This window comes from Ruegeria haliotis (genome assembly GCF_013377785.1).
Taxonomy (GTDB): domain Bacteria; phylum Pseudomonadota; class Alphaproteobacteria; order Rhodobacterales; family Rhodobacteraceae; genus Ruegeria; species Ruegeria haliotis.
In genome coordinates, this window is the sequence record NZ_JABXWT010000009.1 from 98907 (window position 1) to 123779 (window position 24873).

Here is a 24873-nt window from a genome sequence, read left to right on the forward strand (position 1 = left end):
GACGTCCCGTTACCCAACTGGACAGTGCCACGACAGTTAAGCCATCCTCTGACCCAAAGGTACAGCCCGGTTCCAGTGCCGCAGGAGGGAATTTGATGATGATGTCGTTTGGACTGCGCGAGGAAAATCGTGCCCTGTTACAACGCGTTTCCGACATGATCCGGGACGAGATCATGCCACTGGAAGACGAATATCAGGCCGAAATCAACAAAGGCGACCGGTGGCAGTATACAGCGCGGCAAGCCGAGATACTGGAAGGTCTCAAGGCCCAAGCCAAGGCTGCCGGGTTGTGGAATTTCTGGCTTACCGACAGCAGCAAGGGGTTTGGGCTGACAACGGTTGAATACGCCTATTTAGCTGAAGAGATGGGCAAAACCCCTTTAGGCGCCGAAATATTCAACTGTTCAGCGCCGGATACCGGCAACATGGAGGTGTTTGAGCGCTACGGCACCAAGAAAATGAAGGAGCAATGGCTTGCACCTTTGCTCGATGGGCAGATTCGGTCGGCCTACCTGATGACCGAACCGGACGTGGCCTCGTCGGATGCTACCAACGTGGCGATGTCTTGTGTGCGGGATGGAGATGACTATGTGCTCAATGGCGAAAAATGGTGGTCGTCGGGGGCGGGTGATCCGCGTTGCAAAGTATATATCGTCATGGTCAAGACTGGCGGTGACGAGCAGCCTAAGCACAAGCGTCAATCGATGATCGTCGTGCCAGCCGATGCGCCGGGAATAGAAATTCTGCGGCCCATGCAGGTCTATGGCCATGACGACGCGCCGCATGGGCACATGCACATCCGCTTCACAGACGTGCGCGTTCCAGCCGAGAATATCCTGCTGGGCGAAGGGCGCGGGTTCGAGATCGCGCAAGGCCGTCTGGGACCGGGCCGCATCCATCACTGCATGCGCGCCATCGGGCAGGCGGAAAGCGCGCTGGAGCAGATGTGCAAACGGTCCATGCAGCGCGAGGCGTTCGGCAAGAAGCTAGCCCAGCTGGGTGCCAACTTCGACATTATCGCCGAATGCCGGATGGAGATTGAGATGGCCCGCCTGCTGTGTCTCAAGGCCGCATGGTACATGGATCAGGGTGATGCACGGGCAGCAGCGCCGTGGATCAGCCAGATCAAGGTTGTGGCTCCGCGTGTTGCGCTGAAAGTTATCGACGAGGCCGTTCAGATGTTTGGCGGGCAAGGGGTCAGTCAGGATACGCCTTTGGCAACCGCCTGGACCCATGTGCGGACGCTGCGACTGGCCGATGGGCCGGATGCCGTTCATCGTCGTCAGGTGGCGCGGGCCGAATTGAAAAAACACACTCAGGAAAAGGTCTGAGGCCGGAATACCCATGAAAACGAACTCACAGGCGCAGGCCTATTTTCACCTCAGCGCTGACGGGACGTTCGTCGGCAATGACCCGGTACGCGGACCTTGGTCTGCCGATCATTGCCACGCCGGGCCGGTCACCGGCCTGATCGCACGTGCGGCTGAAACCGAAATCGGGCCTGACAAAATGATGACCCGATTGACGGTTGATCTACTGCGACCTTTACCTTTGGCGGGCCTGCGTGTTGCGGCCGAAACGACGCGCCACACCAAGACGCTGGCGACAACACGCGTCACCGTTCATGATCTGGACGACACGTTGTGCGCCACTGCGACAACCATGCACTTGGTGCGGAAGGATCTGGGCGATGTTCCGAATGTGGTGACCCCAAGTGCTGGTTTTGACAACGTCGTGGAGGGTCCTTTCCCGATCCGGCAGATGCGTCATGACTTGCCCGGATTCGCGCACTTCGTTGACGTGGCATACCCCAAAGACGGCAATCAGGGACCGGGCCCCAAAACCATCTGGATGCGCGCGCCACAACTTCTGGATGGGGAACAGCAATCGCCGATTCAGTCGCTTTGCCCACTGGCAGACTGTGGCAACGGCATTTCCTGGAATGTGCCGCCGACTGAGATGGGATTTATGAATACGGATCTCAGCGTGCATATCCATCGTGAACCTGTGTCGGATTGGCTGGCCTCCGAGTCGGTCTCTCACTGGCAACCATCCGGAATCGGCATGTCGCAATCGGTTCTCTATGACAGGCAGGGTCCAATCGGAACGGCCCTGCAGACTTTGGTGTTGTTTCCTCCGACCTGAGCACATCAGCCGGGTTTCGCTTCTGGGACATGAAACAGATTGCCGCCGCGTGCCCTGCGACCTATCTTGCGGCCATGCGATGGCTGATCACCCTTCTGACCTGTTGCCTGCCAATCCCTGTGATGGCGCACCCGCATGTCTTTATCGACACGGGGCTGGAATTCATTGTGGATGAGGCCGGTCAATTGACCCACGTACGCGTCACCTGGGCGTATGATGAGTTTTATTCCTTGTTGGTGTTGGAAGACATGAAGTTGGATCAGGATGCCGACGGTATTCTGACCACGGCCGAGGAGAGCCGTCTAACCGGTTTTGATGCGCAATGGGTCGAGGGTTACAATGGCGATCTGGTACTGACTGCGGGCGACGTGCCCGTCGTTCTATCTCGTCCGCAGGAACCGCGCGCGACCACCGAGGATGGACGCATCGTGACCTCACATCTACGTAAGGTCGAGGGCGGTTCCGTGCCCGCCAATGCCTTGTCTGCCAAGGCTTTTGACGAAACATTCTATACGGCTTACGAACTCACGCGCCCTGTGACAGTCTCTGGGCCTGTCTCGTGTCTGGTTGAGCGTTTTGACCCGGATATCGATGGTCAGTTGGCGCAGATGCAGGCCTTTCTACGAACGCTGGATGCCGACTACGATTTGGAAGAAAATGACATCCCGCTTGTCGGGGAAAACTTCGCGACCGAGATCCGTCTTTCATGTCCAGATACCTGATTATTCCAGTCGCAATCGCCTGCGGCTTGCTGCTGTGGTTTTGGGGTAGCGGTGGGTTTGACCATCTCGCTGCCTGGGCCGCTGGCGAACAGCGCGAATTTCAGAATCAAATTGCACGTGCTTTGCGTGCCGCGCGGGCGGAACAGCCCGAAGCGGTCGCGACGCTACTGACGGTTTGTTTTGCCTATGGGTTCTTTCATGCCATAGGGCCCGGTCACGGAAAGGTCCTGATCGGCGGATACGGTTTGGGCCGCCGGGTTGCGTTCTGGCGTCTATCGGCGATCAGTGTGGCGTCCAGTTTAGGCCAGGCTGTGACGGCGATTGTACTGGTTTACGCCGGAGTGTTGGTGTTTCAGATGTCGCGTGAGAGCCTCGTCGACACGACCGAGCAGGTCATGGCTCCGATCAGCTACGGGGCGATCGCGGCGATTGGCCTTTGGCTGGTGTTCCGGGCGGTGCGCAGTTTCGCAAAGCGACAACGCAGCCAGTCGGTCCATGCCCATGGTGATCATCATCATGACGCTGAGGTTTGTTCGGATTGCGGCCATCGCCATGGTCCCAGCGCTGAAGAGGTGGCGCAAGTCGGAACCCTGCGTGAGGCGTCAGCCTTGATCGCGGGCATCGCTGCACGCCCCTGTACCGGAGCGTTATTTGTGCTGATCCTGACATGGCAGATGGGCATCGCGTTGGTCGGCATCGCGGGGGCCTTTGCCATGGCGCTGGGCACAGCAACCGTCACGACCTTGGTGGGGTGGACATCGTTTGGCTTGCGCGGCGGTCTGCTGGCTTCGGCGTCGGCCACGCGGTTTGCTTCGGTGCTGGCGCCGACTATTGAATTGGTGGCTGGATTACTGATCGCGGTGCTTGCCGGCGGTCTGCTGTTGCGCGCCCTGTGAGTCAGTCAAAAACTGGATCGGGGTATCCGACCCGCGCCAGATACAGACCTTGCGGCGGGCAAACCGGGCCGCACGCTGCCCGCTCGGTGGCCTCTAGCGCATCCCGCACATCATCGGGGGTCCATGATCCTGCGCCGACCCGCTCTAACGTGCCGACGAAACTGCGGACCTGATTGTGCAGGAACGACCGCGCACGCACGTGAAAATGCACTTCCGGGCCGGAAAATCCCTGAACCTGTTCCACACGCAACTCATCCAGCGTCTTAACCGGGCTGGCGGCCTGACAGATTGTCGAGCGGAAGGTGGTGAAATCATGCCGTCCGATCAACATGTCCGCACCGGCCTGCATCGCGTCAATGTCCAGCCGATGTTTGATCTGCCAAACCTGCCCCTTGTCAAGGGTTACGGGCGCGCGGCGCATCAGGATGCGAAACAGATATTGCCGCTCTAAAGCTGAAAATCGCGCGTGCCAATCGTCATCGACCTGCGCGGCTTTCACGATGGCAACCGGCTGCGGTTTAAGGTGATAGTTCAGCGCCTCAGACAGGCGGAACGGATCCCATTCATTGTCCAGATCGCAATGCGCGACTTGCCCCAACGCATGCACGCCGGCATCCGTCCGACCGGCGGCGGCAATGGTGTGCGCACCGGGCTGGATGCGCGACAATGCCTCTTCAATGGCGCCTTGAACCGACGGCAGCTCTTTTTGCCGCTGCCATCCGGCAAACGGTTCCCCTTGGTATTCGACTTTCAACGCGTATCTGGGCATAGCGCGCTGGTACCGCGCCACGCCCGAACGGGCAAGGGGGGCAAAAGCGCTGGCAAGTGCTGCACCCTCTACCTATCTTGGAAAAAACAATAATTGCGGGGCGACAGCTTGGTCATCTCTTCACTGGCAGACAGTCTTGTGCGCGGCGTCGAAACCATCGGCGACAGCGTGTCCGAGACATTCTTCGAGCCGGTCATCCGTCTGGGCGTCACCGGATTGGCGCGGTCTGGCAAGACGGTATTCATCACTTCACTGGTTGCGAACCTGCTGGACCGGGGCCGGATGACCGGTCTTGTCGCCCAGCAAGAGGGGCGGATAAATGCTGCCTATTTGCAGCCGCAGCCGGACGATACCGTGCCCCGGTTCGACTACGAATCTCATATGTCCGATTTGACCGGACCCGAACCGCACTGGCCGGACAGCACCCGCGCGGTGTCTGAATTGCGACTGTCCTTCAAAGCCCGCCCTGCCGGATTGCTTGCCGGTTTGCAGGGGCCGCGCACGGTGCATCTGGATATCGTGGATTACCCCGGTGAGTGGCTGTTGGATCTGGCTCTGCTGGAAAAATCCTATGAAGATTGGTCGCAAGAGACCCTGTCTCGCATCGAAAAGCGTACCGAGGCCGCAGAATTTCTGGCGCAGGCGAGGGCTGCCGACCCAGCGTCGGTGCACGATGAACCTACGGCGCAGGCTCTGGCCGCCGCGTTTTCCACCTATCTGAACAAGGCCCGAGAGGCCGGCTTTTATGATTGCACACCCGGTCGCTTTTTGTTGCCCGGCGATCTTGCGGGGTCTCCGGTTTTGACATTTGCGCCTTTGCCGATTTCAGATCCATCCCGACGCCGCACCTTGCAGCGCGAGATGGAGAGGCGCTACGAGGCCTATAAATCTAAGGTGGTAAAGCCGTTCTTTCGCGATCATTTCTCACGGATCGACCGGCAGGTTGTTCTGGTCGATGCGCTGGGCGCGATCCACAAAGGGCCGCAAGCGGTCGAGGATATGCGCCGCGCGATGGCTGATATCCTGTCGGCTTTTCGACCTGGTCGGAATGCGTGGCTCAGCCAGCTTTTGCTGGGAAAACGGGTCGAACGCATTCTCTTTGCTGCCACAAAAGCCGATCACCTGCACCATCTGCAGCACCCCCGTCTGACCGCGATCATGGAAGCTCTTACGCGCGAAGCCCGGGATCGGGCGAGTTTTGCAGGCGCTGAAACAGCCGCCTTGTCGATGGCGTCTTTGCGCGCCACAACCGAAGAAATGCGTAGTCATAACGGGTCTGAATTGCCCTGCGTTCGTGGTACGTTGTTGGATAGTGGCAAACAGGCGGCGTTTTACCCGGGTGAATTGCCGGACGACCCTGCGCATCTGTTGGCCCCGGCGCGGAACGGGGCCGACACGTGGCTGGGTGAAGATTATGGTTTCATGGCCTTCGCCCCGGCCCATCTGACTTTGCGCCCCGGTGACGGGCCGCCGCATATCCGGCTGGACCGGGCCGCGCAGTTTCTGATCGGAGACCGGCTGTGAGCGTGACCCTCCGCACAGCCCGCAGCACGGATGCGGGAACAGTCGGCACGATTCTGCATCGCTTTGCCCGTGAAAACGACTGGATGCCCGAGCTTCATTCCTGCGCCGAAACCATCGCTTTTTGTGGTCGGATGATTGATCAGGATTGGGTCACTGTGGCCGAAACAGAGGCGGGCGTTGTCGGTTTTCTGGCGCTTAACGGCACCGAGATTCACTCTCTCTATCTCGCAGAACCCATGCGCGGGCAGGGGATCGGGCAGAAATTGCTGGATCAGGCGAAATCGCAACAGGATCGGCTCAGCCTGTTTGCCTTTCAAGCGAACGGTCCGGCGCGCAAATTCTATGAACGCAATGGCTTTGCAGAGGTCGCGCGCAGCGACGGAGCAGACAACGACGAGAACCTGCCGGACATAAAGTATGTCTGGCCCAGCAAGGGATTGAACAATGGCTAAAGGTCCGGTTCTGATCGATCTCGAAACGGATGAACGTGCCGCCGATGTTGCGCAGGCCCCGCCGGTCCCGGATATCGCGCAGCCGCAAGGGCAAGCGATGCGGGGCGCGGCGCGATTGGCTGCCCGCAAACCCTCCGCCCTTTCACGGTGGTTCTGGGGCCTGGCACTGGCTGTCATCGGAGCCGCAATCTCGGTCGCGGCCTGGGACTTTGCGACCTCACTTGTAAACCGCGCGCCTGTCTTGGGCTGGATCGTAACAGGGTTGATTGCGGCACTGGTGTTTGTAGTGCTGATCATCGCGATCCGTGAACTGGCCGCGATTGGCCGCCTGTCCCGTGTCGACGGGATGCGCCGAGCCGCGGACACCGCGCTTGCCGAAGCTGATCTGGCGCAGGCTCGCGCGGTCACGACCCGGTTGATTGCATTCTACAAAGGGCGCGATGAAACGCAGTGGGCGCGCGATAGGCTGGCTGAGAGGATGTCCGACCAGTTTGACGCATCCGGCCTTCTGAGCCTTGCCGAGGACGAATTGCTGGCCCCGCTAGATGCCGCCGCCAGCCGCGAGGTCGAAGCGGCCGCACGACAAGTGGCGACAGTAACTGCGCTGGTTCCTCTTGCGTTGGCAGATGTTGCCACCGCTTTGGCCGCGTCGTTGCGAATGATCCGGCGCGTCGCCGAAATCTATGGTGGGCGGGCCGGGTTTCTGGGCAGCTGGCGTCTGACCCGCGCCGTCTTTGTGCATCTGGTCGCAACCGGAGCCGTAGCTGTTGGCGATGATCTGCTGGAGCCGGTTCTGGGTGGATCTGTTCTCAGCAAACTCTCGCGCCGATTTGGCGAGGGGCTGGTGAATGGCGCGCTCAGCGCCCGTGTTGGGGTTGCAGCGATGGAGGTGTGCCGCCCGTTGCCATTCTCGGACAGACACAAACCATCAACGCGTGGCATGATCAAACGCGCCTTGCAGGGCCTGTTCTCGAAGGGTTGATCTAACGCAAAGCCCCTTTGCGCACCGTTCGGCACACTGGTTGTGTCGGAGGGCCAGCCATGACAGATCACGGTCACAGCCAGCAGGAAATAGCCGCCCGGATCAACGCCCCGCCAGGGCGTGGAGTTCTGCGAGATGTGGTCTATGGCGGTATCGACGGATCAGTGACCACGTTCGCAATTGTGGCCGGTGTCGCCGGGGCGGGCCTGTCGCCCTTTGTGATTGTGGCATTGGGTCTGGCAAACGTGCTGGCGGACGGATTTTCCATGGCCGCGGGCAACTATTCGGGCACCAAGGCCGAGCTGGACAATATCCGGCGTATTCGAGCAATTGAAGAACGTCATATCAATCTCTACCCCAAGGGCGAGCGGGATGAGGTGCGCGAAATCCTCGCGCAAAAGGGACTGACGGGTCCCGTTCTGGACGACGCAACACGAGCGATAACAACCAATCGCGAGAACTGGATCAACCTGATGATCGAGGGGGAGTATGGATTGGGAAGTGTCGATCCGCACCCCATGAAAGCAGCCGTGGCAACGTTCTTTGCCTTCCTTGTGGCTGGTATGATCCCTTTGTTGCCATTCTTGTTGTCGGTCGAACATGCGTTTCCCGTATCCGCGTGGATGACGATGGGTGTGTTCTTTTTCATCGGCGCAGTCAAAAGCCGGTGGTCGCTGGCGCGGTGGTGGCGGTCGGGTCTCGAGACGCTTTTGATCGGCGGTCTGGCGGCTTTGATCGCGTATCTGGTTGGGTCTCTGTTTCATCCGTAACAGGTGGCTTTGTCGCAGATTGGTGGTCGTGACTGGTGTGTGGCGACCAATTGGATACTGTGCCAAAAAACGGATTTGATTGCCCATGCCGGATTCTGAGTTGCAAGGAAAAAGCGTTCTTGTGTTAGGCGCTTACGGGTTTATCGGTGCAGCGGTCGTACGTGCATTGCAAGCCGAGGGTGCCTTGGTGAGCGGCCTTGTTCGCAATCTGTCCACCGGTTCCCGGGTTCTGCCCGAGGTCACGCTGATACAGGGCGATTTGCGTGATTTCCTGCGGGCCGAAGATTGGCAAGATATTCTATCTGGGATGGATGTCGTCGTAAACTGTGCGGGCGCGTTACAAGATGGCGGTGCTGATGATCTGGAAGCCGCGCATCACACCTCAATCGCTGCTATGGGTGAAGCTTGCGTTCGCAACAAAACGGCGATTGTCCAGATCTCTGCCATTGGGGCCGAGCAGGACGCAAACACTGAATTCTTGCGCACCAAGGCAGCCGGCGACGCCTCTCTTCGCGCCTGTGGGGTGGCATTGTGGGTATTGAAACCGGGGCTTGTCATTGGGCAATCGGACTATGGCGGGACAGCGTTGTTGCGCATGTTGGCGGCTGTGCCGGTTGTGCAGCCTTTGGCCTTTCCCGATACGCCAGTTCAGTGCATCGGAATGCCAGACCTGTGCCGTGTTGTAACTTCGGCAGTCGCGGGTCGACTGCCACAGGGCAGTTATGATCTGGTCGAAGATACTCCTCATCCCCTTTCGGATATTGTGGCGGCCACGCGGTCTTGGTTGGGCTTTCCGCCCGCGCGCACCACTTTGACGATACCACCAGTTCTGACCCGCGCGGTTGCCAATGTGGCAGATCAATTGGGTCGTTTGGGTTGGCGATCACCCCTGCGTAGCACCGCGATGACGGTCATGGCGCAGGGTGTGACCGGCGATCCTGGTCCTTACCGCGCTGCTACTGGCCGTGCGGTGGCCGGGCTGGATGACATCTATGCGTCTCTGCCATGTGCCCGCGAACACCGGTTGACTGCGCGGATGACCTTGTTGATGCCATTGGTCGTCGCAATCCTAAGCCTGTTCTGGATGCTTTCCGGTCTATTCGGCTTGATTGGCCTGACCGATGCCGCAGAGGTTCTGGCCGGGGTAGGCTGGTCTGCACCGATGGCGACTCTGAGCGTTATACTCTGGTCGTTGATCGACATCGCGCTGGGGCTGGCCGTCCTGTGGCGCCCTTGGGCAGCGCGTGTCTGCGTGGCGCAAGCTGGTGTGGCGCTGTTCTATGTATTGGCCGCCTCGCTGACAGTGCCCGAGCTTTGGTTGGATCCGCTGGGACCGCTTGTGAAGGTTTTGCCAGCGATAATGCTGTCTCTGGTCGCGCTGCCTATGTTGGAGAACCGGTGATGGACCCGGACCTGATCCTGCGCTGGCTGCATGTCATTGGCGCCTGCGTCTTGCTGGGGACAGGGGCGGGCATCGCCTTTTTCATGCTGATGGCGCATCGCAGTCGGGACCCACGTTTTATTGCCCATACCGCCGGTATCGTAGTGGTGGCCGACCTGCTGTTCACGACCACTGCTGTGATTCTGCAGCCGGTGACCGGTGCGCTGCTTGCATGGCAGTTGGGATGGTCGCTGACCGAGGGGTGGATTGCCCTGTCGCTGGTGCTTTATGTCCTGACGGGGTTTTTCTGGTTGCCGGTGGTCTGGATACAGATCAAATTGCGCGACTATGCGCAGGTTGCCGTTGATGAGGATACCGCGTTACCTCGGAGCTATGACCGCCTGTTCCGCATCTGGTTTGTGTGCGGTGTTCCGGCCTTTCTGGCGGTTCTGACAATTCTATGGCTAATGATCGCCCGGCCCGCGATTTCAGCGCTTTAGCGGGCATGACTATACAACATCTTGAAACCTTACGGATTTCCGGACTGTTACCCGGGAACAGACCGCGATAGCTTTGGCATCAGCACCGAATGGAGGCACCCCTTTTGGAAACACTGCTCGTTCTCGTTGGCCTGATTGTTCTGGCAATTCCGGTGACAATCATCGTGTTGTTGGTCGGGCAGGCTCGCCTCAGGGGGCGGGTCGAGCAATTGGAGGCGCGGATTGCCACGCTGAGCCAGCGCCCCGGCGCAGAAGATCAGTTGCCGATCCCGGAAACGCCTGCACCGCAAAAGCCGACAGAAAAAGTGCAGGTCAAGCCAGCGCCATGGTCGCCTCCCAAGGTGCAACGTGCCGAGGACCCTCAGGTCAAATCAGCGCCTGAACCCAAAGAGCCATCCTCTGCCATCGTGTTTCGGCCAGAGCGTATTGCGGCGCTGGGCGCGTGGTTGCGCGAGAACTGGTTTTATGTGGTGTCGGCGTTGTCGTTGGCTTTGGCGGGCATTTTTCTGGTGCAGTACGGTGCTGAAAACGGATTTCTTCCACCCGCCGCGCGCGTCGCCGCGGCGCTGGCATTCGGCATTGTTCTGATTGTCGCTGGCGAATTCGTACGCCGCAAATTCGGAGATGATGAAACATCGGCCACCGCCTATCTGCCATCGGTGTTTTCCGGGGCGGGGCTTGTAACCCTATTCGGCGGCATCCTGTCCGCACGTCAGCTTTATGACTTGATCGACGCCGAGACGGCATTGGCAGGCATGGTTGCAGTTGCCCTTGTTGGTCTTGCACTGGGGTGGTTTCATGGGCCGTTACTGGCGGCAATCGGGCTGATCGGCGCCTTCGCGGCCCCTTTCGCAATTGGCGGATCATCGGACGATCCCACGTGGCTGTATGGGTATTTCTTTGTCATCGCCGTTCTGGGGCTGGGCATCGACACCGTGCGGCGCTGGGCATGGATTTCGGTACTGACCTTGTTCGGGGCCTACTCTGCCAGCTTGCTGGTTGTCCTTTCGTCACCGCTGACCGAGCCGGGGTACTTAACCTGCGTAGCAGCTCTGGCGTTGATCGCGACCGCAACCCCGGTCCGACGGATTTGGCCTGACCATACCGGCCCCATGATTTCTGAAATGCTCAAGCGTTCCAAAGGTGCACCGTGGCCCGAATTTCCAACCCGGATAGCCGCCGGGGCGATTGCGGCCAGCTCGGCGATCCTTTCGCTGCATTGGGCAGATTCAGCAGGTGAATTCTGGCTGGGGGTCTGTTTGCTGTCTGGTCTGACGGTGGCTCTGATCCTGTGGGCCAAAAACGCGCGCGCCCTGCAGGACGTCGCGGTGCTGCCTGCTCTGGGGTTGATCTGGTTTGTTCTGATCCACGGGTTGGACAATGGGGCGGTGATGCGCAGCTTTTTGGACACATACGCAGAAACAGCCGAGGCTGATTACCCTATGGTCATCACCTTGCTTGTTGCCTTGGGAACGCTGGTGTCGATCCTTGCGGCCTGGCGATCCTTTGCGGCGAAAAGCTATCCGGTTGTTTGGGCCGGAGCGGCAGTGTTGTTCGCGCCAGCGATGGCCATCGCACTGGAAGTCGGTTGGAAACCGGCACACGTGATCGGAGCTTATCCTTGGGCGCTGCACGCAATCGCATTGGGTATCTTCATGGTCGGGTTGGCCGAACGTTTTGCCCGTGTTGATGGCGAAAACCGGATGCGCCCGGCACTGGCCACCCTGTCCGCGCTGTCCTGTCTGGCATTTGCCTGTGTCATCGTGCTCAGTTCTGCTGCGCTGACCATTGCGTTGGTTGCGACGATCGTTGTGGCGGCCGCTTTGGATCGGAAGTTCACTTTGCCGCCAATGAGCTGGTTTATTTGGGCAGGTGTATTCACGGTCACACTGCGTCTGGTGCTGAACCCGGGCCTCGACTGGGCGAATTCCGCGCCGGTGCCTGAAATGACGCTGGTTTATGCCGCAGCCACCGCCGGATTTCTGGCAGCTTGGTGGCTGTTGAAACCGCTATACCGCCCGGTTGCTGCTTTGTTACTGGAAAGCGCGGCCTGGGCGACCGGGGGCATATTGCTGTCCTTGCTGCTGCTGCGCTGGCTCGAAAAATTCGGAGAAGGCGGTGCCGATTACAGCCATTGGGGGTTGGGGCTGCTTTCGGTCATCTGGCTGCTGCTGGCTTATGCGCAGGTGCAGAGGTTTGCGCTTGGGGGCAAGTTGAATTACGTGCGTTATCTGTTGGCGGTGTTCTTTGCCGGTCACGGGGTATTGCGTCTGACCCAGGCGTTGACCGACGCGAACCCATTGATCAACCCCTTTGCCGACCCGGTTTTGGGGCCACCCGTTCTGAATACTCTGGCAATTGCGTATCTGCTGCCTGCACTGGCGATGGGGCTTTCAGCTTGGCGGATCACGTCAATGCCATCTCGGCTGAAACAAGCCAGCTATGGTCTTGCCGGGGTCCTGACTGCGTTCTGGTTGGGGTTGACCATCCGCCACATGTGGCAGGGTGCGGGGGGTATGTATGAAGGCAACGGGGTGACCCAACCTGAACTTTATACATATACCATGACCCTTTTGGTGATCGGCGCGGTGCTGTTCTACCAGTCTCTGGCGCGTGGCTCCGACCTGATGCGCAAGGCGGGGTTGGCGGTGATCGGACTGGCTGTGGCAAAGGTGTTCATGATCGATATCGCCGGGCTTGGCGGGTTGATCCGGGTCTTTTCTCTGTTGGCGCTGGGTCTGGCTCTGGCAGGTCTGGCGTGGCTCAATCGCTGGGCCAAGATGCGCCATTCGCCGCAAGGGGCGGAACCTCTGGACCATTAGGCGTGGGCGTCTTATAAGCCCCGCATGTATGACCGGCTGGCCATCATTATTCGAATTATATCCCCGGCGCTCTGATATCGCGAGACGCCGGGCAAAGGTGCTTGAGTTTTCGCACTGACCGCTTCGATCCATACATGAAAAGATCATCCTGAGGACGCCCCCAATGTGCGCCGACACGACCCAAACACCTGATTACAAAGACACGCTGAACCTGCCCAAAACCGAATTTCCAATGCGCGCTGGCCTGCCCAAGCGCGAGCCGAACTGGCTGGAGCGGTGGGAGACAATCGGCGTTTACGACCGCCTGCGCGAGAAAGAGGGTCGAAAGCCCTTTACCCTGCATGACGGCCCCCCCTACGCCAACGGTCACCTGCATATCGGCCACGCGCTGAACAAGACCATCAAGGACATGATCGTGCGCAGTCATCAGATGATGGGCTTTGATGCGCGATATGTGCCCGGCTGGGATTGCCACGGTCTGCCCATCGAGTGGAAGATCGAGGAACAATACCGCAAGAAGGGCAAGAATAAGGACGAAGTGAACGTCGTCGATTTCCGTCAGGAATGCCGCAAGTTCGCCGAAGGTTGGATTGACATCCAGCGCGAGGAATTCAAGCGCCTTGGCATCACCGGTAACTGGCCCGATCCCTACATCACCATGGACTATCACGCCGAGGCGGTGATCGCGGATGAGTTCATGAAATTCCTGATGAACGGTACGCTTTATCAGGGGTCCAAACCTGTGATGTGGTCGCCGGTCGAAAAGACCGCATTGGCCGAGGCCGAGGTCGAGTATCACGACAAGGAAAGCTTCACCATCTGGGTGAAGTTCAAGGTGCAAAAGTCGCCAGATATTGCTGTGCCAGACAAACAAGGTGAATCTCACTTGAACTCACAGGCGTGGAGTGACGCTCACGAATTGGAAGGTGCCTATGTGGTCATCTGGACCACGACACCTTGGACCATGCCTTCGAACAAGGCCGTGGTTTATGGCAAGGACATTTCGTATGGCCTGTACGAAGTCACCGGTACGCCGGACGAATGCTGGGTTTCCGTCGGGGACAAATACTTGCTCGCTGACAATTTGGCTGCGGATGTTCTGGGTCGTGCGCGTCTGAACGACGATCAGTGGGCCCGTGTGCGCGACGTCACGGTGGACGAGTTGGAACATGTCAGCCTGACCCACCCGCTGGCCGGGGCCGAAGGCGGAAACGGCGAATGGGACGACCTGCGCGATTTTCGGGCGGCCGAGTTCGTAACCGACACCGAAGGCACTGGCTTCGTCCACTGTGCGCCCTCGCACGGGATGGAAGAATTCGAACTGTACCGCGATCTGGGCATGTTGGAACAAGTCATCACCTATAACGTGATGGATGATGGCGGCTTCCGCGCTGATCTGCCGTTCTTTGGCGGCAAATACATCCTGTCCCGCAAAGGGGGCGAAGGTGACGCGAACAAGGCGGTCATCGACAAACTGGCCGAGGCCGGCGGACTGCTGGCGCGTGGCAAGATCAAACACAGCTATCCGCATTCGTGGCGCTCGAAAGCGCCGATCATCTACCGCAACACGCCGCAGTGGTTTGCCTCGGTCGACCGCAAACTGGACGATGGCATGGGTGAGATGGGCGATACCATCCGCGAACGCGCCCTGCGCTCAATCGACGAACTGGTAAAATGGACGCCGCAAACCGGTCGCAACCGTCTGTATTCGATGATTGAGGCGCGCCCGGATTGGGTTCTGTCCCGCCAGCGCGCCTGGGGTGTGCCGCTGACCTGCTTCACCAAGAAGGGCGCTCTGCCCACCGACGCGGATTACCTGCTGCGCAACGAGGACCTCAACGCCCGTATCAAAGCGGCGTTCGAGAAGGACGGTGCGGATATCTGGTACACCGACGGCTTCAAGGCGCAGATGCTGGACGGTATCGCCAACCCGGACGATTACGATCAGGTCTTCGACGTACTGGACGTGTGGTTTGACTCTGGCTCGACCCACGCCTTTGTTCTGCGCGACCGTGAAGATGGAACCGAGGACGGCATCGCTGATGTCTATATGGAGGGTACCGACCAGCACCGTGGTTGGTTCCATTCCTCGATGCTGCAGGCCTGTGGCACCAAGGGCCGCGCGCCTTACCGCAACGTGGTAACCCACGGCTTCACGCTGGATGCCAAGGGCAACAAGATGTCCAAATCGCTGGGCAATACCATCGTACCGGAAAAAGTCATCGAGCAATACGGTGCCGATATCCTGCGCCTGTGGGTGGCCCAAACCGATTACACCGCCGATCAGCGGATCGGGCCGGAAATCCTGAAGGGCACCGCAGATAGTTATCGTCGTTTGCGCAACACCATGCGGTTCATGCTTGGCTCACTGGCCGATTTCTCGGAAAGCGACCGGATGGACCCCGCCGACATGCCGCGTCTGGAACGCTGGGTTCTCAGCCGTCTGGCCGAACTGGATGAGCAGGTGCGCAAGGGCTATGCGTCGTTTGATTTCCAAGGCGTGTTCAGCGCGGTGTTCACCTTTGCCACCGTGGATCTGTCGTCGTTCTATTTCGATGTGCGCAAAGATGCGCTGTATTGCGATGGCGACAGCGAACGCCGCCGTGCTGCACGCACTGTGCTGGACATCCTGTTCCACCGTTTGACCACCTGGCTGGCGCCGGTTCTGGTCTTCACCATGGAAGAGGTCTGGCTGGAACGTTTCCCGTCTGACGACAGCTCGGTCCATCTGGTGGACTTCCCGGATACGCCAGCCGACTGGCGCAACGAGGAGTTGGAAACCAACATGGCCAAGGTCCGCCGCGTTCGTCGCGCCGTGACCGCCGCACTTGAGGTGCAACGGCAAGACAAGGTGATCGGCTCCAGCCTCGAGGCCGCACCGATTGTGCATGTCGAGGATGAAGATACGCGCACCTTGCTGGCAACATTCGATGTGGATGACATGTGCATCACCTCGGGCCTGACAGTGACCGGTGATCCGGCCCCGGCCGAGGCGTTCCGTGTGCCGGAAATCGAAGGCGTTGGTGTGGTCTTTGAAAAAGCTGATGGCGCAAAGTGCCAGCGTTGCTGGAAAATCCTGCCAGATGTCGGTCGTCACACGCATGACGGTGTCTGCGGTCGCTGCGACGAAGCATTGGGCTAAGCTTACCGCCCCCTCGGATGCGCGAGGGGGCGAACTTCCATTCGAAAAGCGCTATCCATGCCTTTTGGGGTGAAACAGGTCAAAACCAATGTCATCTCCGGTCAGTACTTTCCACACCTGATAGTCGGTGAAGTATCCCGTATGCCCGCCGGGCTGGACCGGGATATTTCTTGTCTCATCAATCAAGCCGCCTTCGATACGGGTGCCGACAAAATCGTCCTGACGGAAGATATTGAACCAGGCCGCATGCAATCGGTTCGGGTTGACCGTGAACATCTCAGGGAAATAGCGCTGATAGATATGCGTCACCGGGGCTCCCATGGTGATTAATGTGACCGGTCGATTGTCGATCCGTCTCTGCACCCGTTCATCGGCCAGCATCTGGGTGGCAATCACCGTCCCCTGAGAGTGTGAGATTACCGTGATGTGGTCTGCCGGAAAAATGTCCAACGCGTAATAGAGCGTCCGGTAGAACCGTTCGTCGATTGCATGGCGATCAGGATAGTTGTCCCGCCGGCTTTCCAAACTCTGCCTCAACGCGCACTTGTCGCGGATGGCATAGGTGACGATGTCGCGGGCCACCCCGAGACCGGCGGCGACAAAATTAGACATACGATACAGCAGCGTCACCGCGCCAAGCACCACGAGACCGATCATGCCCTGGGCATTAGCAAGGGCGTTCAGCGCCTTACCGATCAGGTTGCAATCCGGCTCAGAATTTCCCGAGGGTGGATTTGAGGCACATACGGGATCAAAGCCATAGGCTATTGCGATCTCGCGGGCGACCATCAAGGTCAATGTCACGGCAGCTGCCAGAAATACCCACTGGGTCAGCCTGTTCAGAATGGCGCGACTTAAAAGGCTGTTCTTTGTGTGCAGGTTGTCTTTACCCAGTCGTCGCCCGCCAAAAAGACCCGTCCCGACGATGGCCAGTATCACGATGGCAGCAAAGGCCGCACTTAGGGTTTCGATGGATCCCTCCAGATGGCTCTCGAATAATGTCTGCAATTGACTGGCAGAGAGGCCCGGAACGGTGGCGACCAATTGCTTGAACCCCAGCCAAAGGCCAGAGATGAAGAACATCCAGAAGACGAGCATGCCGGCGCAAACGCTGGGATAAATCCGTCTGTGCTCGGTCAGTTTTTTCCCGACATCGAGTTTTGCCAGCGACATGACATACATGAGTGCCGTCATGAAAATCAGCAGGGCCCAGAATATGGCCAGCACAAATACCTGAAGCGCCACAAATTGCCCAAGCGCGGAACCGCATGTGCCCTCCACCCCCGGAGGGGCGCCCATACAGCCCCACAATCCGATGCCAAGCGGCCCCACGACAAGGGCTGCCGCCAAGGCAAACCCCATCACCGTCATGCCCCGCCAAAATACACGCTGCAAATAAGTCCGTGCGGTGTTCCATCGCTTTGCGCCGAATGCCGCACCGACGACATATAAAAGCAACAGCAGGCTGAACAGAACAGCCGTGCCATCCGCGATGCCGCCGGGCAACAGATCAACCATCACCGCCGCAGCCCCGATCAGCAGATAGGTGTTCAGGGTCGCCACCGCGCCAAAGAACACCCACGTAAAAAGATGAACAATCTGAGCGGTTCGCGTATTGCGCCCATCAGGTTGCGATGGGTCGATACCGCTGCGCCTGTGGGTCTGCTCGACATTGTCCATTGCAAGATAGCCAAGCGCCAGCACCACCCAGACAAGATCCAGCACCGTCCTGAAGGTGCCTTTGGGCGCGGGTGAGCGGTCAGCCCAGAAGACTTCGGCGAACAGCGCTTGATCCCTGTTGTCATTGGGTTTCGAAACCTTGCGAAGGTTTACTTTGAACAGCTTGGCATTGCGGCTGCTGCCGTCGAAATTGCTCTCGGCCAGTTCGATCATCTGGCGGTCTATTTCGACCGGTGGCCTGCGATTCCCATCAACCCAGGTTGTGGCGGCGCCCACCACCTGATCCACGGTTTCACCGGGTTTCTGTTCACCGATCCCATGGACCGTAAGGATCAGATGCCGCCCCATTCCACACCTCGAATATTCTTAATCAATGTGAAGAAGTTAGCATGAAAACGCTCAGGTCCCAAACGCCGGGGCTATCCATCAATTTCCCGGCTTGCGCTCTGCTGGCTGATCTGAAACCCTCGATTCATGGCTATGATCGCAGTTGAAACCCGGTTTGGACGGCTCGGCGTCGAGGAATCCGACGGCGCAATCACCCGTCTTGTCTGGAATGGCAGAGATGAAGGTGAACTCACACCGCTGCTGCACGAGGCTGCCGCGCAGTTGCAGGCCTATGATGCCGGACAATTGGAACGTTTCGATCTGCCCTACCACGTTGAAGGGTCCGAGTTTCAAAGGCAGGTCTGTGACCTGATGTTTGCCATACCCTTGGGTGAAACGCGTACCTATGGGGACATCGCCAAAGAGCTTGGGCAACCGGCGCAACCCGTGGGGCAGGCCTGTGGTGCCAACCCCATTCCTGTCATCCTTCCGTGTCACCGGGTTTTGGCCGCCAATGGGTTGGGCGGGTTTTCAGGGGATGGTGGCATCGAAACCAAAGTGGCCCTGCTGCGGCACGAGCGGGCGGCGGGTCTGCTCATCTGAACAGCGAAAATCTGTTGCAATCCTTGGACCCGAGGCCCAACTTATATCAGATGCTGAATTTGAAGGACCGCATTGAATGACGACCGAAACAAACCGCGCAGCCCGGAAGAAGGCCATTATCGACCGGCTAATGTCACTTGAATCGCAGGAACTGGCGACGGCGCAGGCACATTACGACGCCTTTCTGAAGGACTCACAGTTGGACGATCGTGAGGGCCACGACAAAGACGATATCGCCGCCTCGCGCGAGAATGCGGACTTGGCGGCGGCCTTTGATGCTCCGGTGCATGCGCATCACGCCAAGATCGACGTGATCGAGAATACCGATTTCGGCATAACCGATACCGTACAACCCGGTGCGGTGATCAAGTTCAACAACCGGCGCTTTGTTGTCTGCGTGTCCACCACGCGGTTCGACGTGGACGGCAAGACCTATATGGGGATTTCAACGCAAAGCCCGATATATCTGGCCATGGTCGGGTTGAAGGCGGGTGACGTTTTTACCCACAATGGAACCGAATTCGAAGTTCAGGAAATTCTGTAGCCTGATACCTGCGGCGCTGTCTTGTTATCTATCGCGCTGCGGGATCAATTGCTGTCCGATGCCTGCGAAAACCAGATACAGACTGGTTATGACCAGCCCCCAATGCGCCCAGCTTTCGGGGTGAAAATTGACCCAGGCTGCCCAGCCAGCAAAGAAAGTCCAGGCAAAGGCCATTGGCAAAGTCAGGCTGCGCCAGCGTTCGGTGCGCACGGGATGGACGAACTTCAGCGGCAGGAACATCGCTAGCGACAACAGCGTCACCAGCAGTAGAATCACCCAGAAATTGGGCTCGAGTGCGAAGATCACAATCACGAACATGTTCCAGCAACCCGGAAAACCTGAGAAGGAATTGTCTTTGGTTTTCATGCGCGTATCTGCGAAATACATAGCGCTGGCAAAGGTGATGACGATGATGGCAAACCATCCGGTCCAGCCGTCCATCAACCCGGATTTGAACAAAGCAAAGGCTGGAATGAACACGTAGGTCAGATAGTCGATAATCAGATCCAGAAGGACACCGTCGAATTCGGGCGCGTTCTTTTTGACGTGATAATGTCGGGCCAGCGGGCCGTCGATGCCATCAACGATGAACGACACGACCAACCATAGATACATCAGGCTCCACTTTTCTTCGACCGCGGCCAGCATGGCCAGCATTGCGAAAACGGCACCAGTAGCGGTGAAAAGATGGACGGCTAACGCTTTGAATCTCAGAGTCATGCAGATGTCATGTACGATGCGCGGGGCAGATGCAAAGCAAAAAGCGGCACCGCGCTGTTAAGCGTTGAAATTATACGTGATTTTTGGATTCAAGCTTTTGGGTGCGCGCGGTTGTAGACCTCCATCAGGCGCGCAGTGTCGACTGCAGTGTAGGCCTGAGTGGTCGACAATGATGCGTGACCCAGCAACTCTTGAATCGCCCTCAGGTCGCCTCCGGCAGAGAGCAGGTGGGTGGCGAAGCTGTGGCGCATGGCATGAGGGGTTGCTGTCGAGGGTAGGCCGAGTTGCATGCGGGCCTTGGCCATGACGTCCTGTATGGCGCGGGGATTTAACGGGCCTCCGCGAACGCCCCGGAATAGCGCTGCGCCAAGTGACTGAGGATGCGGGCACAGTTGCAAGTACCGATCAACAGCCTCACGTGCGGCGGGAATGACCGGTACGATCCGCTCTTTATCGCCCTTGCCCAAAATGCGCAGGGATTGCGGCAACGGCGCATCCGCCCCGGTCAAGGAAAGGGCCTCGGATATCCGCAAGCCGCACCCATAGAGCAGAGTAACGACTGCAACGTCGCGGGCTGCTACCCAATCCGAGGTCGATTGCAATTCGACCGTTTCCAACATGGCACGGGCGGCGTCTTCGGCCAGTGGGCGGGGCAATTTCTTGGTGAACTTGGGCGCACGGGTGGATAAGACAGCGGTTGGTTCAAAGCCTTCTCGCTCGGCCAGCCAGCGATAGAAGCTTTTGACAGCAGAAAGTTTGCGCGCCAACGATCGTGCCCCCACATCCGACCCACGCTGATCTGCCATCCAGGCGCGCATGTCGGAAATAGAGATACGCTCCAACGCCGCCAGCCCCTGCCGTTCGCTATGATGCAATGTCATGAAAGACAGAAAATCAGCGACATCGCCCTGATAGGCGGATTTCGTGTTTTCTGACCGTCCCGCCAGCGCCCCCAGACTGTCCAGCCAGTGCTGCAACGCATCGCGGCAGGCTGGCGAGATCAGGCTCACGATAGCCAGTGGCGCATCGAGCGTTCGAACACGCCAGCAAAAAAGGCCAGAAGGTCAGTTCCAAGCTGCGGTGTGAAATGTCGCGGGTCTTTTGCGCCCATGACAATCATTCCGGGCAGGCGACCGGGACCCAGATCCAGAGTCAGGCATGCCTCGGACCGCAATTGATCAGCGTGAGGGCCAAAGATTCTGCGGTTCGGCTGATGAATTTCGCGCAACGTCACTTCACGCGCCGGACTGCTGCGATCATAAGTCAGATACTGGTTGATAAAGCCAGGTTCGGTCACGGTCAGGACGCCGCCGAGTTTATCGATGGCGGGATCGTTCTGCACCACCGTGGTTTCCAGAACCAATGTGATCCGATCGACACGCAGAGTTTCAGCCACTTCGGTGCCTAGCGTGCGCAGGAAATCTTCGAATTCGACCGGTTCCAGCAGTCGCAGAATGGCGCGATGAACCTGATTTGTGCCCGCCAGGTTTTCATACGCGGCGGCGATGACGGACCGATGGGTGTCTTCCAGCCGGTCCAGTCGCGTTTCAAGCCGTTGCATGGCGATGCCGCGCAGATCGATGACGTTGGTTCCACGCGCTTCTTCGTTCGCGGTCACCAGCGCCTGCATCAGATCTTTGTCGTCCAGTACGACGTCCGGCTCAGCCAGAATCGCGGCGCGGAGGTTATCCTCGAGTTTGGGGTTGCTGCTCATGTCCTGTCCGGTCTTCTTTTTGTTGAGCGGCTTATAACATGACCCGGCGGATTTGCCTTGGGAAAAATGCACGCAAGAGCGGAATTCGTTTGGCACTGTGCTTGTGGTGCGCTCCCACCTGCAACGCCCTGATCACAGATCAGGTCCTGACAGTTGGGCCAAGCGCGGCGCCTGACGGCACCGCGCGGTCGTGTGATGGATCAGAGGATTTTCTGACCGGTCTTGGCCCAGTCTGCCATGAATGTTTCCAGACCTTTGTCTGTCAGCGGGTGATCGGCCAGCTTCTTGATCACGGCGGGCGGTGCGGTGATGACGTCAGCACCGATGCGGGCACTGTCGGTCACGTGATTCACGGTGCGGATCGAGGCTGCGAGGATTTCAGTCTCAAACCCGTAATTGTCATAGACCTGACGGATGTCTGCGATCAATTCCATCCCGTCCATGTTGATGTCGTCCAACCGACCGATAAAGGGCGAGATGAAGGTCGCGCCGGCCTTGGCGGCCAACAGAGCCTGATTGGTCGAGAAACAAAGCGTCACGTTGACCATCTGGCCTTCGTCGGACAGTGTCTTGCACGCCTTCAGACCGGCCCATGTCAACGGAACCTTGACCGCAATGTTCGAGGCGATCTTGGCCAGCTTGCGGCCTTCGGCGATCATGTCGTCGGCCTCAGTCGCGACAACCTCGGCCGAGACCGGTCCGTCGACCAGATCACAGATTTCCTTGGTCACTTCCAGAATGTCGCGACCAGATTTCAGGATCAGCGAAGGGTTGGTGGTCACGCCGTCCACCATGCCCAGATCGTTCAGCTCGGCAATGGCGTCGATCTCGGCTGTATCTACGAAGAATTTCATGAGGGCAGTCCTTTGATGGGTTGGCCTTAGTCGCGGATGCCTTTACCTCAAAGAGACCCATGCTGAAACCCCTGCTGAGGACGCGCGTGACTTGAGCACTCAGGAATTCTTCGACCAAGGTGAGCTGGTGGCGGTCCTGACCACACAACCGCTGGACCGGACGCTGGATTACAAAGCGCCTGAAGGTGGGTGTTTTCTAGGTGCGTTTGTTGAGGTGCCGTTGGGACCGCGAAAGGTTCTGGGCGTGATCTGGGGGCCGGGGCAGGGGGGCTTCGATCTCAGCAAGGCCCGGTCAGTGATCCGGGTGCTTGAGGTCGCGCCGATGCGCGAAGAGATGCGCGTGTTTCTGGGGCGGGTGGCGGATTATACGCTAACACCGATGCCCGCGATGCTGCGCCTTGCGACCCGCGCGCCTGGGCTGGGCGATCCGCCGTCGATGCGCAAAGTGTATCGGCTTGGTGATGGCGAGCCTGACCGGATGACTGACGCGCGCTCGCGTGCTCTGGGCGTTCTACGGGATTTTGGTGGGCTGGCCTTTACGCTGAAGGAACTGGCCGAGCAGGCGGGGGTGACATCCTCGGTCGTCAAGGGGCTGGTTAAGCAGGGTGCTGTGCGGGAAGAAGACAGCCCGCGCGATTTGCCTTATCCGCATCTTGATCCGGACCTGCCGGGGAAAGAGCTGACTGATGATCAGGCGGGGGCCGTTGGCAAGCTGCAACAAGGGCTTCAATCCGGCGATTATGGCACAACGCTGCTGAAGGGCGTAACGGGCTCGGGCAAGACCGAGGTCTATCTGGAGGCCGTGGCCGAGGCGCTGCGGATGGGGCGGCAGGCGCTGGTGTTGTTGCCCGAAATTGCGTTGACGGCAGAATTCCTGACACGAGTCGAAGCGCGCTTTGGCGCACGCCCTGCCGAATGGCATTCGGGTGCAACGATGACCGAGCGTCGTCGGGTCTGGCGCATGGTGGGGCAGGGCAAGGCGCAGCTGGTTGTGGGCGCGCGTTCGGCGCTGTTTCTGCCATTCCGCGATCTGGGGTTAGTGGTGGTCGATGAGGAACACGACACTTCGTATAAACAGGAAGATGGCGTTCACTACAGCGCCCGCGACATGGCGGTTCTGCGGTCGGCCATTTGTGGCGGTCGCGTGGTCCTGGCCAGCGCCACGCCTTCACTGGAAAGCTGGGCCAATGCCGAGGCTGGCAAGTACGACCGGCTGGACTTGACCGCGCGCTTTGGGGCGGCGGTTCTGCCCGAGATGAAGCCCATCGACATGCGGGCCGAGCAGATGCAGTCGGGAACGTGGATTTCTCCGTCGCTGCGGCAGGCGGTGCGGCAGCGGGTCGAGAGGGGCGAGCAGTCATTGCTGTTCATCAATCGCCGCGGCTATGCGCCCGTGACCTTGTGCCGGGCTTGCGGGGAACAGATCGCGTGTGATCATTGCGACGCGAGGATGGTCGAACACCGGTTTCTGAAACGCCTGATGTGTCACCAATGCGGCGAGACCAAGCCGATGCCCGAGGCTTGTCCTTCGTGTCAGGTTGAAGGCAAGCTGGCCCCGGTCGGGCCGGGGATCGAACGGTTGGCTGAAGAGGCTGAGCTGACGTTCCCTGAGGCAAAGATCGTCATGCTCAGTTCCGATCTGTTCGGATCGGCACGAGCGTTGAAGGCGAAGATCGAAGAGATTGCCGAGGGTGACGCTGACATTGTCATAGGTACGCAGCTGGTGGCCAAAGGGCACAATTTTCCAAACCTCACGCTGGTGGGGGTCATCGACGCGGACCTCAGCCTGCACGGCGCAGACCTGAGGGCAGCGGAACGGACGTTCCAACTGATGCGACAGGTGGCGGGGCGGGCTGGTCGGGCCGAAAAGCCGGGGCAAGCGCTGTTGCAGACCTTTCAACCCGAACATCCGGTGATCCGCGCGATCCTGTCGGGTGATGAAGAAGGATTCTGGAAGGCCGAGGCTGCCGGGCGGCAAGCGGCGGGCGTGCCGCCCTACGGGCGAATGGCTGGGATCGTTCTGTCCGGGCCGGAGGTTGGACCCGTATTTGATATTGGCAACGCAATGGCGCGCAACGACGCCCCCTTGCGTCAGATTGGTGCACAGGTGTTTGGCCCGGCACCAGCGCCCATTGCCCGTATTCGCGGGCGTCATCGTGTACGGTTGCTGGTCAAGGCCCCCAAAGGCGCTCCGATTCAGGATGCCATCTCGCACTGGATCGCGCCACTACGCCTGAAAGGAGATATCCGCCTGACCGTGGATATCGATCCCCAGAGTTTTTATTGATCTCTGCATGCATGCAGAGGCGATGTGCGTTGCCTGCTT

General features: G+C 59.0%; 21 protein-coding genes. 15 read left to right on the forward strand and 6 right to left on the reverse strand.

From position 1 onward, the window contains the following. Nucleotides 1-95 precede the first annotated feature (95 nt). The 4 genes from HW561_RS15220 to HW561_RS15235 are packed head-to-tail and all read left to right on the forward strand — an operon-like array spanning nt 96 to nt 3763. The gene (locus HW561_RS15220; protein ID WP_176866193.1) at nt 96-1331 is read left to right on the forward strand and encodes an acyl-CoA dehydrogenase family protein; all 1236 of its coding nucleotides are present in this window, start codon (nt 96-98) and stop codon (nt 1329-1331) included. Nucleotides 1332-1344: 13 nt separating this feature from the next. Next, nucleotides 1345-2145: a thioesterase family protein gene (locus HW561_RS15225; protein WP_176866194.1), complete on the forward strand. Its 801-nt coding sequence runs from the start codon at nt 1345-1347 to the stop codon at nt 2143-2145. Nucleotides 2146-2174: 29 nt separating this feature from the next. Continuing rightward, on the forward strand, nt 2175-2867 hold the full coding sequence (locus HW561_RS15230; protein ID WP_235962926.1) for a DUF1007 family protein: 693 nt from the start codon (nt 2175-2177) through the stop codon (nt 2865-2867). Then, complete coding sequence (locus tag HW561_RS15235; RefSeq protein ID WP_176866195.1) at nt 2852-3763, forward strand: nickel/cobalt transporter; 912 nt, start codon at nt 2852-2854, stop codon at nt 3761-3763. Before HW561_RS15230 ends, HW561_RS15235 begins: the two co-directional genes overlap by 16 nt. A gap of 1 nt (nt 3764) precedes the next feature. On the opposite strand, the gene truA is transcribed toward HW561_RS15235, so the two are convergent. Further along, the gene (gene truA / locus HW561_RS15240; protein WP_176866196.1) at nt 3765-4532 is read right to left on the reverse strand and encodes a tRNA pseudouridine(38-40) synthase TruA; all 768 of its coding nucleotides are present in this window, start codon (nt 4530-4532) and stop codon (nt 3765-3767) included. Between the two features lie 108 nt (nt 4533-4640). Here truA and HW561_RS15245 point away from each other — a divergent pair, with 108 nt between their 5' ends. The 8 genes from HW561_RS15245 (at nt 4641) to ileS (ending at nt 16105) form a co-directional block, all read left to right on the forward strand. After that, nucleotides 4641-6056, forward strand: coding sequence for a YcjX family GTP-binding protein (locus HW561_RS15245; protein WP_176866197.1), 1416 nt, complete (start codon nt 4641-4643; stop codon nt 6054-6056). Then, complete coding sequence (locus HW561_RS15250; protein ID WP_176866198.1) at nt 6053-6508, forward strand: GNAT family N-acetyltransferase; 456 nt, start codon at nt 6053-6055, stop codon at nt 6506-6508. The genes HW561_RS15245 and HW561_RS15250 overlap by 4 nt, the downstream gene beginning before the upstream one ends. Next, complete coding sequence (locus HW561_RS15255) at nt 6501-7490, forward strand: YcjF family protein (RefSeq protein ID WP_176866199.1); 990 nt, start codon at nt 6501-6503, stop codon at nt 7488-7490. Before HW561_RS15250 ends, HW561_RS15255 begins: the two co-directional genes overlap by 8 nt. A 59-nt stretch (nt 7491-7549) precedes the next feature. Beyond that, complete coding sequence (locus HW561_RS15260) at nt 7550-8260, forward strand: VIT1/CCC1 transporter family protein (RefSeq protein WP_176866200.1); 711 nt, start codon at nt 7550-7552, stop codon at nt 8258-8260. Nucleotides 8261-8345: 85 nt separating this feature from the next. Then, the gene (locus HW561_RS15265) at nt 8346-9662 is read left to right on the forward strand and encodes an SDR family oxidoreductase (RefSeq protein WP_176866201.1); all 1317 of its coding nucleotides are present in this window, start codon (nt 8346-8348) and stop codon (nt 9660-9662) included. Beyond that, complete coding sequence (locus HW561_RS15270; protein WP_176866202.1) at nt 9662-10141, forward strand: DUF2269 family protein; 480 nt, start codon at nt 9662-9664, stop codon at nt 10139-10141. Before HW561_RS15265 ends, HW561_RS15270 begins: the two co-directional genes overlap by 1 nt. 89 nt (nt 10142-10230) lie before the next feature. Beyond that, on the forward strand, nt 10231-12963 hold the full coding sequence (locus HW561_RS15275) for a DUF2339 domain-containing protein (protein ID WP_235962927.1): 2733 nt from the start codon (nt 10231-10233) through the stop codon (nt 12961-12963). Between the two features lie 163 nt (nt 12964-13126). Continuing rightward, on the forward strand, nt 13127-16105 hold the full coding sequence (gene ileS, locus HW561_RS15280) for an isoleucine--tRNA ligase (protein ID WP_176866203.1): 2979 nt from the start codon (nt 13127-13129) through the stop codon (nt 16103-16105). A gap of 51 nt (nt 16106-16156) precedes the next feature. Here ileS and HW561_RS15285 read toward each other — a convergent pair whose 3' ends face one another. Then, the gene (locus tag HW561_RS15285) at nt 16157-18133 is read right to left on the reverse strand and encodes an alpha/beta hydrolase family protein (protein WP_176866204.1); all 1977 of its coding nucleotides are present in this window, start codon (nt 18131-18133) and stop codon (nt 16157-16159) included. Nucleotides 18134-18259: 126 nt separating this feature from the next. Between HW561_RS15285 and HW561_RS15290 the strand changes: the two genes are divergently transcribed. Together HW561_RS15290 and HW561_RS15295 are read left to right on the forward strand one after the other, a co-directional pair. Beyond that, nucleotides 18260-18715 (forward strand): methylated-DNA--[protein]-cysteine S-methyltransferase, encoded by a 456-nt coding sequence (locus tag HW561_RS15290; protein ID WP_176866205.1) that lies wholly within the window; start codon nt 18260-18262, stop codon nt 18713-18715. 76 nt (nt 18716-18791) lie between these two features. Next, entirely contained in the window at nt 18792-19259 is a 468-nt protein-coding gene (locus HW561_RS15295) for a hypothetical protein (RefSeq protein ID WP_176866206.1), read from the forward strand. A 24-nt stretch (nt 19260-19283) separates the two neighbouring features. On the opposite strand, the gene HW561_RS15300 is transcribed toward HW561_RS15295, so the two are convergent. The 4 genes from HW561_RS15300 to fsa all read right to left on the reverse strand — a co-directional run bounded on the left by HW561_RS15300 (nt 19284) and on the right by fsa (nt 22547). Then, on the reverse strand, nt 19284-19979 hold the full coding sequence (locus HW561_RS15300) for a CDP-alcohol phosphatidyltransferase family protein (protein WP_176866207.1): 696 nt from the start codon (nt 19977-19979) through the stop codon (nt 19284-19286). An 89-nt stretch (nt 19980-20068) separates the two neighbouring features. After that, nucleotides 20069-20989, reverse strand: a complete 921-nt coding sequence (locus tag HW561_RS15305; protein WP_176866208.1) for a tyrosine recombinase XerC — start codon at nt 20987-20989, stop codon at nt 20069-20071. Then, nucleotides 20986-21693: a DUF484 family protein gene (locus tag HW561_RS15310; protein WP_176866209.1), complete on the reverse strand. Its 708-nt coding sequence runs from the start codon at nt 21691-21693 to the stop codon at nt 20986-20988. The genes HW561_RS15305 and HW561_RS15310 overlap by 4 nt, the downstream gene beginning before the upstream one ends. A 200-nt stretch (nt 21694-21893) precedes the next feature. Next, on the reverse strand, nt 21894-22547 hold the full coding sequence (gene fsa / locus HW561_RS15315; RefSeq protein WP_176866210.1) for a fructose-6-phosphate aldolase: 654 nt from the start codon (nt 22545-22547) through the stop codon (nt 21894-21896). 91 nt (nt 22548-22638) lie between these two features. Here fsa and HW561_RS15320 point away from each other — a divergent pair, with 91 nt between their 5' ends. Further along, complete coding sequence (locus HW561_RS15320; protein WP_176866211.1) at nt 22639-24834, forward strand: primosomal protein N'; 2196 nt, start codon at nt 22639-22641, stop codon at nt 24832-24834. The last annotated feature ends 39 nt before the right edge of the window (nt 24835-24873 follow it).